This window comes from Rhodoblastus sp. (genome assembly GCF_041915505.1).
Taxonomy (GTDB): Bacteria; Pseudomonadota; Alphaproteobacteria; order Rhizobiales; family Beijerinckiaceae; genus Rhodoblastus.
In genome coordinates this window covers 1-11,395 of the sequence record NZ_JAYSBG010000086.1, presented here as the reverse complement: position 1 = coordinate 11,395, position 11,395 = coordinate 1, and the positions used below count along the sequence as shown (strand labels likewise).

Annotated in this window: 11 protein-coding genes; 6 read left to right on the top strand and 5 right to left on the bottom strand. The window is 67.0% G+C overall.

The window, feature by feature from the left end:
* The 3 genes from ACE3S9_RS07695 to ACE3S9_RS07685 form a co-directional block, all read right to left on the bottom strand.
* Positions 1 to 644: ABC transporter transmembrane domain-containing protein (locus tag ACE3S9_RS07695; protein WP_374545860.1), on the bottom strand; the 644-nt coding region annotated here is incomplete at its 3' end.
* 260 nt (positions 645 to 904) lie between these two features.
* The gene (locus ACE3S9_RS07690) at positions 905 to 1,465 is read right to left on the bottom strand and encodes a hypothetical protein (RefSeq protein ID WP_374545859.1); all 561 of its coding nucleotides are present in this window, start codon (positions 1,463 to 1,465) and stop codon (positions 905 to 907) included.
* Between the two features lie 66 nt (positions 1,466 to 1,531).
* Positions 1,532 to 2,665, bottom strand: coding sequence for a homoserine O-acetyltransferase (locus ACE3S9_RS07685; protein WP_374545858.1), 1,134 nt, complete (start codon positions 2,663 to 2,665; stop codon positions 1,532 to 1,534).
* A gap of 217 nt (positions 2,666 to 2,882) precedes the next feature.
* On the opposite strand from ACE3S9_RS07685, the gene ACE3S9_RS07680 reads away from it, so the two are divergent.
* A complete protein-coding gene (locus ACE3S9_RS07680) occupies positions 2,883 to 3,659 on the top strand; it encodes a LuxR C-terminal-related transcriptional regulator (protein ID WP_374545857.1) in 777 nt (258 codons plus the stop codon).
* Between the two features lies 1 nt (position 3,660).
* Here ACE3S9_RS07680 and ACE3S9_RS07675 read toward each other — a convergent pair whose 3' ends face one another.
* The gene (locus ACE3S9_RS07675; protein WP_374545856.1) at positions 3,661 to 4,026 is read right to left on the bottom strand and encodes a cell division protein ZapA; all 366 of its coding nucleotides are present in this window, start codon (positions 4,024 to 4,026) and stop codon (positions 3,661 to 3,663) included.
* On the bottom strand, positions 4,027 to 4,338 hold the full coding sequence (locus ACE3S9_RS07670) for a DUF4164 family protein (protein WP_374545855.1): 312 nt from the start codon (positions 4,336 to 4,338) through the stop codon (positions 4,027 to 4,029).
* A 386-nt stretch (positions 4,339 to 4,724) separates the two neighbouring features.
* On the opposite strand from ACE3S9_RS07670, the gene tkt reads away from it, so the two are divergent.
* The 5 genes from tkt (at position 4,725) to ACE3S9_RS07645 (ending at position 11,259) form a co-directional block, all read left to right on the top strand.
* On the top strand, positions 4,725 to 6,710 hold the full coding sequence (gene tkt / locus ACE3S9_RS07665) for a transketolase (protein ID WP_374545854.1): 1,986 nt from the start codon (positions 4,725 to 4,727) through the stop codon (positions 6,708 to 6,710).
* A gap of 103 nt (positions 6,711 to 6,813) precedes the next feature.
* Complete coding sequence (gene gap, locus ACE3S9_RS07660) at positions 6,814 to 7,821, top strand: type I glyceraldehyde-3-phosphate dehydrogenase (RefSeq protein WP_374545853.1); 1,008 nt, start codon at positions 6,814 to 6,816, stop codon at positions 7,819 to 7,821.
* Positions 7,822 to 7,978: 157 nt separating this feature from the next.
* Positions 7,979 to 9,172, top strand: a complete 1,194-nt coding sequence (gene pgk / locus ACE3S9_RS07655; protein WP_374545852.1) for a phosphoglycerate kinase — start codon at positions 7,979 to 7,981, stop codon at positions 9,170 to 9,172.
* A gap of 276 nt (positions 9,173 to 9,448) precedes the next feature.
* On the top strand, positions 9,449 to 10,516 hold the full coding sequence (gene fba / locus ACE3S9_RS07650) for a class II fructose-bisphosphate aldolase (protein ID WP_374545851.1): 1,068 nt from the start codon (positions 9,449 to 9,451) through the stop codon (positions 10,514 to 10,516).
* A gap of 107 nt (positions 10,517 to 10,623) precedes the next feature.
* On the top strand, positions 10,624 to 11,259 hold the full coding sequence (locus ACE3S9_RS07645; protein ID WP_374545850.1) for a thiamine phosphate synthase: 636 nt from the start codon (positions 10,624 to 10,626) through the stop codon (positions 11,257 to 11,259).
* Positions 11,260 to 11,395: the final 136 nt, after the last annotated feature.

The following is an 11,395-nucleotide window of genomic DNA, read 5'->3' as shown; positions in this document are numbered from 1 at the left end:
CGGCGGATGCCGATCCGCCAATTGGTCGCCAAAGCCGTATAGGCGAGATAGGCGGCAATGGTCGCGGCCGTGATCGCGGCATAGCGCCAGTCGAACTGGAAGAACATCACGCCGAGGATCAGCGCGAATTCCAGCGCGGTCGGGACGCCGTTCAGCGTGACCATGCGGGTGAGGGTCTCGATGGCGTTGCGGCCGCGCTCCAGCACGCGGGTCAGGGCGCCGGTCTTGCGTTCGAGATGGAAGCGCATCGACAGGGCATGGAGGTGGATGAAGACATCCACCGCCAGCCGGCGCACGGCGTTCATGGCGACATCGGCGAAAACGGCGTCGCGCGCCTGGGTCAGGCCGGCCATCAGCACGCGCAGCGCCCCGTAGAGCAGCGTCAGGCCGACGGGCGCCGCCAGAGCCGAAGCCGCGCCTTCGCCGACATGCAGCGCGACCAGCGCGTCGGTCGCCCATTTGAAGGCATAGGGCGTGGCGACGGTGGCGAGTTTGGCCAAGACCAACAGGCCCAGCGACGCGAAAATGCGCAGCCGCAGATCGCGACGCTCATGCGGCCAGATATAGGGCCAGAGCCGGAAAAGCACCGGCCCGAGGCGGGCGGCGAGCGTTTGTTCGGGCTTGTCGGCTGTGGCGTCGCGCATCCTTGCCTGCATGTCGGGGCGGAAAATTCTTCTCCGCCATATAGGCTCTAACGACGGCCGCGCCAATGCGCGAGGCCTTCCCGGTCCGCAAACATCGGCTTGCGGGCCGGGAAGACCTCGGCGTCAAGCCGCGCGGCGGCTTCGCCATTCCGCGAAAACCGTACGGACCCGTTCGAACGGTCGCTCCTCCGCCGCCGCCGGGACGTCTTTCCAACCCAAAGCGTGGCGGCTGTGGACGAATGGCGCCGCAAAGGCCGCCGTCATTCGTGCGGCCCCGGCGCGTCCGCCAGTGGCGGAACCGGAAAGGCGTGCGGGCGGCGCCGGCCGAACTCTTTCTTGAAACGGTCGCGACAGATCGCCAGCGCGTCCTCCTCGCTGGCGGCGGTGACGAAATGCGGAGTCGTGGAGGGCAGGCCGCTGCGGTCGAGGCAGGCGACCCAGAACAATTGGAGATGTTTCGGATTGGCGGCCTTGGCGTCGCGCAGGAAATCGGCGGCCTCGCAGATCGATTCCTGCAGCGCGACCAGTTCGGTTTTATTCGGCTCGGCCGCCGTTTCGATCGCCTCGGCCCAGAGCGCGAGGCCGGCCGCCTCATAGAGGTCGCCCGCCAGTTTCCGGGCGCGGGCGAGCGGCAGGGACAGGCTCAGCCGGCTGGCGGCGCGCTTCTTGACGGCGGCCTTTTTGGCGGCCGCCTTTTTCTCGGATCCTCCCTTCGCCGCGCGGCCCTTGGCGGGCGCGGACCGCGCTGACGCGGCTTTCACGGCCGCCGGTTTGGCCGCAGCGTCCGCCTTGGCGGGGGAGGTCTTGCTCTTTCGGGCCATTGCGCTTTCGCCTCGCGTCGGGAAACAGGCTGGGCCCCACCGTCACAGGCCCTCGCGCCTTTTACGCTAAAAATCCCGCGCAAGAAAATCCGCGATCCGTTTCCCGGCCTCGGCGATGCGGACGATGCCGTTATAATGGCCATAAGGCCCGCTCAGCTTGGCGGTTTCGACCGCCACGCCCTGGCCGCTCAGCGTCTTGGCCGTCGCCTCCACCCATTCGGGCAGGAAGACCAGATCGTCCGGCGCATAGATCATCAGCGCCGGCGCCTTGATGCGGGCGAGGCCCTCGGCCACGCTGGTCGCGCCGCCGCCGGCGCCCGGAACATAGGTCTGGTTCGCGCGGGCGAGATAAAGCATGTGATTGGCGTCGGCCATCGGCGCGCGCAGGCGCACGGCGTCTTCCAGCGTCTTGTCGATCGCGAAGGGCGCCGAGGCGACATCGGTCGGATCGGCCCCGTCGGCGACGGCGCGGCCGCCGGCGCTGTCGGTCCAGTCGCTGTGCAGGGCGTGCAGGGTCATGATCCGCATGGCGGCCTCAAGCCCGGCGCTCGGCGGCGCGTGGTCGTAATAGGCCCCGCCGCGCCAGGCCGGATCGAGCTTGATCGGCTGCGCCCACATCGAGAGCCAGCCGGTGAGCCAGCCGTTGAAATTGGGCGCGGCGATCGCCGGAATGATCCGCTCCATGGCGTCGGGATAGGAGGCCGCCCATTCGAAGGTCTGCAATCCGCCCATCGACGGCCCCATCACCGCCCGCAGCCGGTTGATCCCGAAGGATTCGACCAGAGCCTTCTGCACTCGCACGAAGTCGGCGATGGCGACGGCGGGAAAGGCGAGGCCATAGGGCCGGCCGGTGGCCGGGTCGCGGCTGGCCGGGCCGGTGGTGACCACGTCGGGATCGTAGGCGTTGAGATTGGTCAGAGTGTCGGAGGCGATCACGAAATAACGGTCGGTGTCGACCGCCTTGCCGGGGCCGATGATCGCGTCCCAATAGCCGGGCAGGGGATCGTCCGGGCGATAGCGGCCGGCGGCGTGGCTGGTGCCGGAAAAATAATGGCAGACGAGAATGGCGTTGTCGCGCGCGGCGTTGAGAGCGCCATAGGTCTCGAAGCCCACCGCGACGTCGCGGAGGGTCCCGCCGCCGGTCAGCCGCAATTCGGGAAGTTCGAAACGCTGTTTCGCAACCAGAAGTTCATCCGCCATGAGGCCGTCCCTTGCGCCCGAGTTGGAGCGTGATCGTCCCAGCACTATATCTTTTTCATGACCATTTTCAGCGCCCGGCCGGGATCGCGCCCACAGGATGGCAGAAAGTACAATAGCGGCTTCCTGTCAAAATGCTGGATTGCAGCATAAATCAAATGAAGGATTTTTCCGGGGCGCGGCGTTGATGGAGCCGGTCCGTTCGATTCGAGGTCAAACGATGTCTGTCCTCAATGACAGTGACGGCGGAAGGGTGCAGTTGGCGCGGGGGCGCGACGCATCGACGGAGCAGCCCATCGTCGACGGACTCGCCGGCGGCGCGGCCGCGGGCGGCGGCCGGCCGGCAGAGGAAGGCCTGCGCACGGCCGCCAATCTGTTCGGGCGCCAGGTGCGCATGGCCTATGGCCTGTTGCAGACGGCGATCGAGGAGGCGGCGGAATCGGTTGACCGCCACAATGTGAAACTGGCGGCGGAACTGGAGGATCTCCAGGCGCGCGCCATGCGCTCGATCCAGGACAGCGCGCTCGCCACCATCGAATTGTTCGAGGCGCTCGGCGCCGCCCACAGCCCCGGCGAACTCGCCGACAGCCATATCGAGCTGGCCCGCCGCCAGCGCGCCATGGTCAATGAGCGCGTGACCGAATTTTTCGCCTCGGCGCGCTCGATGGTCGCGGTGATGACCGATCCGCTCAACCGGCAGATGCGCGCCATTTCCGCGACCGCGCCGGATCGCGGCCCGCCCGAGGTCGGCGATTCCCTGCTCGCCCGCCTCAACAAGCTCACCGCACGGCAGAAGAAGGTTCTGGAACTGCTGGCCGAGGGCCTGCCCAACAAGGTCATCGCTCATCAGCTCGGCATCAGCGAGACCACGGTCAAGGCCCATGTCGGCGAGATCCTGCGCAAGCTGAAGGTCTATAATCGCGCCCGCGCCATCGTCATGCTGGCCCAGTTCGACATGGCGCAGATTCGCGCCTTGTCGCAGGGCGAAGGGGAATAGTTCAGCCGGCGTTGTCGTTGAGGGCGCGGGTGGCGGCCTCGACCTGTTCGGCGGCGGCGTCCAGCGCGGCGGCCGCCCATTCGGCGCATTCCTCCAGCCGCAGGCGCGCCTGATCCGCGTCCTCGCGCGCCTGCGCGGTCGCCTCGGCCTCCGCCGCCAGCTTCTTACGCGCCGCAGCCAGGTCGTCCGCTATGGTGAGGGCGGCCATCACGGTGATGCGCTGGTCGCCGATCTCGCCGAAGGCGCCGCGCAATTCGTCGATCTTGGAATCGACCAGCCGCGCCAGCTCCTCGATATGCGCCTCCTCGCCCTCGTCGCAATTCATGCGATAGGTGCGTCCGGCTATGGTGACGACCGCTTGCGCCATTCAGGCCTCCTGGCCGGAATCGGCGGCGAGCACCGCCCGCACGGCGGCCGAGGCGCGCTCGATCCGGCGCGCCGCCTCGCCATTGGCCGCCTCCAGCGCGCGCAGCCGCCGCGCGGCGGCGTCAAGCTCGACGGCGAGACGCGAACGATCGTCCTGCAAGGCGGCATATTCGGCGGCCTGATCGGCCTGGTCGAGCGCGCGCTCCGCCTGGCGGGTCACGGCGGCGTCGAGCCCGTCGAGCGCGACGCGCAGCCTTCGCCGCGCCGTTTCGAGCCGCCCCGTTTCGGGCCGCGCCGCTTCGAGCCGCGCCATTTCAGGCCGCTCTTGCGCGCCGGGTTTCTCTGGGCGCGGCGGGGATGGCTCGGCTTCAATCGGCGTCGGCTCGTTCAGGCTCGGAGGCAAGGATCGGCTTTCGGGTCGGCTTGCTGCGGGTTCGCTCACGGTCGGCTTGCGGCTCTGTTTTCGCCCTCCGCGGCGCGTCCGGCGCAAAAACGGAGGATTCCAGCAATCTATCATCGTCTTGGCCGCCGCCAAGGGGGTCGTGGGGCTTGCCACAGGAATTACGCGCCCGCGCGGCGGTTTTCCTCGGCTTGGCGCGCGATCGGGCTGCGATGCCCCCATGACGTTTTGATTCTTGGACGCGACCTGATATCAACCCGGCCAATCGCCGAACCGGCCCCCAAAATCGGAATCCTGAAATGACCGAAGTCAGCAGCGCGACCCTGGCCAACGCCGTGCGGGCGCTTTCCATCGACGCCGTCGAAAAGGCCAAATCCGGCCATCCCGGCCTGCCGCTCGGCGCCGCCGACATCGCCGCCGTGCTGTTCACCAAGGTCTTGAAATATAACGCCGCCGACCCGGCCTGGCCGGATCGCGACCGTTTCGTGCTGTCGGCCGGTCATGGCTCAATGCTGCTCTACGCGCTGCTGCATCTGACCGGCGCGCCGGGCATGACGCTCGACGAGATCAAGAATTTCCGTCAGTTCGGCTCGAAGACGCCCGGCCATCCGGAATATGGCCATACCGCCGGCGTCGAGGTCACCACCGGCCCGCTCGGCCAGGGCCTCGCCACGTCGGTCGGCTTCGCGCTCGCCGAGCGTATGCTGGCGGCGGAATTCGGCGATGTGGTCGATCACCGCACCTATGTGCTGGCCTCCGACGGCGACCTGATGGAAGGCGTGTCGCAGGAATCCATCGCCATCGCCGGCCATCTCAAGCTCAACCGGCTGATCGTGCTGTGGGACGATAACGGCATTTCTATCGACGGGCCGCTCTCGGTCTCCGATTCCGTCGATCAGCTCAAGCGTTTCGAGGCCGCCGGCTGGGCGGCCGAGCGGGTCGACGGCCACGACCAGGGCGCCATTCTCGCGGCTGTGACCCGCGCGCAAAAATCCGACCGGCCGACGCTGATCGCCTGCAAGACCGTGATCGGCTATGGCGCGCCGACCCGCGCCGGCAAGGCCAAGGCCCATGGCGAGCCGCTCGGCGCCGAGGAACTGGCGGGGACCAAGGCGGCGCTGGGCTGGCCTCACGGCCCGTTCGAAATTCCGGACGACATTCTCGCCGCCTGGCGCGCGGCGGGCGCGCGCGGCGCCAAGGCGCAGGGCGAATGGCAGGCCAAGGTGATGAAGCTGGAGCCGGCGCGGCGCGCGGAATTCCTGCGCCGCCTTGAAGGCCGCCTGCCCGAGGCGCTGGCGGAAGCCGTCGCGACGGAAAAGCGCCGCCTTGCCGAAGTCGACGTTTCCGTCGCCACCCGCAAGGCCTCGGAAGCCGCGCTGAAAGTGCTGGCGCCGGCTGTCCCGGAACTGGTTACCGGCTCGGCCGACCTGACCGGCTCGAACAACACCAAGGTCGAGGCGACGCCTGCCGTTTCGCCCGGCCATTACGCCGGCCGCTATATCCATTGGGGCATTCGCGAACACGGCATGGCGGCGGCGATCAACGGCATGACGCTGCATGGCGGCCTGATCCCGTCGGGCGCGACCTTCCTGGCCTTCGCCGATTATTGCCGCCCGGCGCTGCGCCTCGCCGCCTTGATGGGGATCGGCTCGATCGAGGTCTTCACCCATGATTCCATCGGCCTCGGCGAGGACGGCCCGACCCATCAGCCGGTCGAGCATCTCGCCTCGCTGCGCGCCATTCCCGACCTGCTGGTGTTCCGCCCGGCCGACGCCACCGAAACGCTGGAATGCTGGCAGGCGGCGATCGAGGCGCGCAACAATCCCTCGGTCCTGGCGTTGACTCGCCAGAACCTGCCGCCGGTCCGCAAGAGCTTCGTCGCGGACAACCTTTCGGCGAAAGGCGCCTATGAGCTGTCGCCGGCTTCCGGCCCGGCCAAGGTCAGCCTGTTCGCCTCCGGCTCGGAGGTCGAGATCGCGCTTGAGGCGCAGAAGGTTCTGGAAGGCGAGGGCGTTCCGACCCGCGTCGTGTCGGTCCCCTGTTTCGAACTCTTCCTGCGGCAAAGCGACGCGGCCCGGGCGGCCGTCATCGGCGAAGCGCCGGTGCGCGTCGCGGTCGAGGCCGGCATCGCCATGGGCTGGGACCTGTTCCTGGGCCGGACCGGCGCTTTCGTCGGCATGACGGGCTTCGGCGCCTCCGCGCCTTTTAGAAAGCTCTATGATCACTTCGGAATCGACGCCGCCACGGTTGCGCAGGCGGCGCGAAACGGATTAAAGGGCCTCTAACGGAATTCCACGTCGGAAAACGGCGGGAATTTGGAGGGGCGGAACGCAAAAGACCCCGTTTCGAGAACGGGAACGCCAACAAGGCCACAAGGAGCGCATCGAAATGACGGTTAAGGTCTTCATCAACGGTTTTGGCCGCATCGGCCGCAACGTGCTGCGCGCCATCGTCGAATCCGGCCGCACCGACATTCAGGTCGTCGGCCTGAATGACCTCGGCTCGGTCGAGACCAACGCCCATCTCGTGCGCTATGATTCCGTCCACGGCCGCTTCCCCGGCGTGGTCAAGGTCGACGGCGACACGATCGACGTCGGAACCGGCCCGATCAAGGTCACCGCGATCAAGGATCCCTCGGCCCTGCCGCTGAAGGAGCTGGGCGTCGATATCGCGCTGGAATGCACCGGCCTGTTCACCGCCCGCGACAAGGCGGCGGCTCTGCTGACGGCCGGCGCAAAGCGCGTGCTGGTCTCCGCGCCGTCCGACGGCGCCGACCTGACGGTGGTCTATGGCGTCAACAACGGCAAGCTGACCAAGGATCATCTGGTCGTCTCCAACGCCTCCTGCACCACCAATTGCCTGGCGCCGGTCGCCAAGGTGCTCAACGACGCCATCGGCATCGAAAAGGGCATCATGACGACCATCCATTCCTATACCGGCGACCAGCCGACGCTGGACACCTTCCACAAGGACCTCTACCGCGGCCGCGCGGCGGCCTTGTCGATGATCCCGACCTCGACCGGCGCCGCCAAGGCCGTCGGCCTGGTGCTGCCCGAGCTGAACGGCAAACTCGACGGCTTCGCTTTGCGCGTCCCGACCCCGAATGTCTCGGTGGTCGACCTGAAATTCGTCGCCAAGCGCGCCACCACCAAGGACGAGATCAACGCCGCGATCAAGGCGGCGGCCGAAGGCCCGCTCAAGGGCGTGCTCGGCTATACGACCGACAAGAACGTGTCGATCGATTTCAACCACGACCCCCATTCCTCGATCTTCCACATGGACCAGACCAAGGTGCTCGAAGGCACGCTGGTTTCGATCCTGTCCTGGTACGACAATGAATGGGGCTTCTCGAACCGGATGGCCGACACGGCCGTCGCGATGGCCAAGCTGATCTGATCGGAATGCGGCGCGCCTCCCCATCGAGGCGCGCTTTTTCGTTCTCCCAGAGCGTTCCGCAACCGCGGAACACTCTGGGTTCCCTGATATCGCGGCGTCCTTTGCGAAAAACCGGGTTCCACTTTTTCGCACGCCGCCTTGTCGCTTGAGGCCGCTCATGTCCGCTTTTCGCACCCTCGATTCTGCTGAACTCAAGGGCAAGCGCGTGCTTGTCCGCGTCGATCTCAACGTGCCGATGGAAAACGGCCGCGTGACCGACGCCACCCGCATCGACCGCATCCTGCCGACGCTCAATGAAATCGCCGGCAAGGGGGGCAAGGTCATCCTGCTCGCCCATTTCGGCCGCCCCAAGAACGGGCCGGACGAAGCCAATTCGCTCAAGCCCGTCGCCGCCGCTCTGGCCCAGCGCCTGGGCAAGCCGGTCGCCTTCGCCTGCGATTGCATCGGCGTCTCGGCGGCCGAGGCCGTCGCCAAACTGGGCGAGGGCGAATTCCTGCTGCTGGAAAATACCCGCTTCCACAAGGGCGAGGAAAAGAACGACCCGGCGATCGTCGACGCGCTGGCGCTGCTTGGCGACGTCTATGTCAATGACGCCTTTTCCGCCGCCCATCGCGCCCACGCCTCGACCGAGGGCCTCGCCCGCAAGCTTCCGGCTTACGCCGGCCGCACCATGCAGGCCGAGATCGAAGCGCTGGCCAATGCGCTCGAACAGCCGGCTCGCCCCGTCGCGGCGGTGGTCGGCGGCGCCAAGGTGTCGTCGAAGCTGGAGCTGCTCGGCAATCTGACCAAGAAGGTCGATTTCCTGATCATCGGCGGCGGCATGGCCAATACCTTTTTGGCCGCACAGGGCAAGAAGGTGGGCAAGAGCCTGTGCGAGCATGATCTGCTCGACACCGCCCGCGACATTCTCAAGACCGCCGCCGCCAACAAGTGCCAGATCGTGCTGCCGACCGACGCCGTGGTCACGACCGAATTCAGGGCCCATGCGCCGTCCCATGTCGTCAGCGTCGATCATGTCGGCGAAGGCGAGATGATCCTCGACGCCGGCCCGAAATCGGTGGCCGAGGTCGAAGCCGTGCTCGGCGCGACCAAGACTTTGGTGTGGAACGGCCCCTTCGGCGCCTTCGAACTGGCGCCCTTCGACGCCGCGACCAATGCGGTGGCCAATGTCGCGGCGCGGCTGACGCAGGAAGGCAAGCTGCTCTCGGTCGCCGGTGGCGGCGATACGGTGGCGGCGCTCAATCACGCCGGGGCGGCGGAGAAATTCTCCTATGTCTCGACCGCCGGGGGGGCCTTTCTCGAATGGCTTGAAGGCAAGGTTCTGCCGGGCGTCGAAGCCATTCGCGCCTGACAGGCGAGCCTGATCAAAGACTGGAACGGCGCCCCGATCGGGGCGCTTTTCTTTTGTCCGAGCGCCCCGCCGTCGTCATTTTGCGGCCCGAACCGCGGGGCCGGAACAGAATGCGCGCCCCAAGGTTTTCCTGGCGCGGATTCAGCGTGAGGCGCCGCCAGCTCCCGCGCCGGTAAGCATGATGGCGCCGCGGCGCCGCATTCAACCGATGTCGAGTTGCCCCTGCGGGGAATCGAGGCTAAACGCAACGCGCAGCGATATCTGGAGACGACGTTCATGGCCCGCATCACCCTTCGCCAGCTCCTCGATCATGCCGCCGAGCATGATTACGGCGTCCCCGCCTTCAACATCAACAATATGGAGCAGGCGCTGGCGATTATGGCGGCGGCTTCCGCGCTCGATGCGCCGGTCATCATCCAGGCCTCGCGCGGCGCCCGCCAATATGCCAACGACGTCATGCTCAAGCACATGATGGACGCCTGCGTCGAGATTTATCCGCAGATCCCGATCTGCGTGCATCAGGATCACGGCAACAGCGCCTCGACCTGCTTCACCGCCATGCAGGCGGGCTTCACCTCGGTGATGATGGACGGCTCGCTGAAAGAGGACGCCAAGACCCCGGCCGACTGGGACTATAATGTCCATGTCACGAAATATGTGTCGGACATGGCCCATCTCGGCGGCATTTCGGTCGAGGGCGAATTCGGCGTGCTGGGCTCGCTCGAAACCGGCATGGGCGAGAAGGAAGACGGCCACGGCTTCGAAGGCAAGCTGTCGCACGACCAGCTCGTCACCAATCCGGACGACGCGGTGAAATTCGTCAAGGCGACCGGCGTGGACGCTTTGGCCATCGCCATGGGCACCTCGCACGGCGCCTATAAATTCTCGCGCAAGCCCGACGGCGCCATTCTGGCGATGAATGTCATCGAGGAAATCCACCAGAAAATGCCGGGCCTGCACATGGTCATGCACGGCTCCTCCTCGGTGCCGCAGGATCTGCAGGACATCATCAATCAATATGGCGGCAAGATGCCGCAGACCTGGGGCGTGCCGGTCGAGGAAATCCAGCGCGGCATCAAGCATGGCGTGCGCAAGATCAATATCGACACCGACAACCGCATGGCGATCACCGGCGCGATCAGAAAAGTTTTCGCCGAAGCCCCGAGCGAATTCGACCCGCGCAAATATCTCAAGCCGGCGACCGAGGCCATGACCAAGATCTGCCGCCAGCGCTTGGAAGAGTTCAACACCGCCGGCCAGGCCTCCAAGATCAAGAAGGTCCTCACTTTGGGCGAAATGGCCAAGCGCTACGCTTCGGGCGAACTGGCCCCCAAAGCCGCCTGAGCGCCTGAAGAGAACCGGACTGCGATGGGGTCGCGGCTTGCCGCGGCCCCATTTTTGCCGTTGAATTCCGCCACTCCCCGAGCACGTCGCTCCTTCTTCGGCAAGCCATGACTGACTTCATCAAACCGCGCCTCTATCTCATAACGCCTCCGGTCGCGGACGCGCCGGCTTTCGCGGCGGCGCTGCAAGCCGCTCTTGGCGCGGGCGATGTCGCCTGCGTGCTGCTGCGCTTTGCCACCGCCGACGAGGGCGCGCGCAAGAAGATCGTCCGGGCCTTGGCGCCGCTGATCCAGGACGCGGGCGCGGCGGTTCTGGTGGCGGACGATCCCGCGCTGGCCGCCCGCGCCGGCGCCGATGGCGTCCATATCGAGGGACCGGGCGACAATTTCGCCGGCGCGCTGGACAGCCTGAAGCCCGAGCGCATCGTCGGAATCGGCGCCCTCGCCAATCGCGACGAGGCTATGGCGGCCGGCGAGAGCGAGGCCGATTATCTGATGTTCGGCGGCTTCGAGCCTGGCGCCGAAAGCGCTGCCGAGGTGCTGGAGCGCGCGTCCTGGTGGGCGGAATTGTTCAACGTGCCCTGCGTCGCGGTCGCTCATGCGCCGGCCGAGGTCGAGGCCCTCGCCGGCTCAGGAGCGGAATTCGTGGCGCTCGGGCCGAGCTTTTTCGCCGATCCGCGCGGCGTGGCGGCGGCGGTCGCCGAGGCCCAGACCGCGCTCGACCGGGCGGAGACGCGCGCGTGAGGCGCCATTTCGCCAAAGCGGCCTGCGCGTTGTGGCTTGCCGCCAGCCTGTTCGCGGCGCCGGCCCGCGCCGCGCTCGCGCCGGACCAGCCGGATCTCGCCTTCGGCGCCTTCCAGCGCGGCTATTTCCGCACCGC

Excerpts from the sequence above, each read along its gene's own strand:
- tkt (WP_374545854.1), top strand. The coding sequence starts at position 4,725 with ATGACCGAAGTCAGCAGCGCGACCCTGGCCAACGCCGTGCGGGCGCTT.
- ACE3S9_RS07685 (WP_374545858.1), bottom strand. The coding sequence starts at position 2,665 with ATGGCGGATGAACTTCTGGTTGCGAAACAGCGTTTCGAACTTCCCGAA.
- ACE3S9_RS07670 (WP_374545855.1), bottom strand. The coding sequence starts at position 4,338 with ATGGCGCGGCTCGAAGCGGCGCGGCCCGAAACGGGGCGGCTCGAAACG.
- gap (WP_374545853.1), top strand. The coding sequence starts at position 6,814 with ATGACGGTTAAGGTCTTCATCAACGGTTTTGGCCGCATCGGCCGCAAC.
- ACE3S9_RS07645 (WP_374545850.1), top strand. The coding sequence starts at position 10,624 with ATGACTGACTTCATCAAACCGCGCCTCTATCTCATAACGCCTCCGGTC.
- ACE3S9_RS07675 (WP_374545856.1), bottom strand. The coding sequence starts at position 4,026 with ATGGCGCAAGCGGTCGTCACCATAGCCGGACGCACCTATCGCATGAAT.
- fba (WP_374545851.1), top strand. The coding sequence starts at position 9,449 with ATGGCCCGCATCACCCTTCGCCAGCTCCTCGATCATGCCGCCGAGCAT.
- ACE3S9_RS07690 (WP_374545859.1), bottom strand. The coding sequence starts at position 1,465 with ATGGCCCGAAAGAGCAAGACCTCCCCCGCCAAGGCGGACGCTGCGGCC.
- pgk (WP_374545852.1), top strand. The coding sequence starts at position 7,979 with ATGTCCGCTTTTCGCACCCTCGATTCTGCTGAACTCAAGGGCAAGCGC.
- ACE3S9_RS07680 (WP_374545857.1), top strand. The coding sequence starts at position 2,883 with ATGTCTGTCCTCAATGACAGTGACGGCGGAAGGGTGCAGTTGGCGCGG.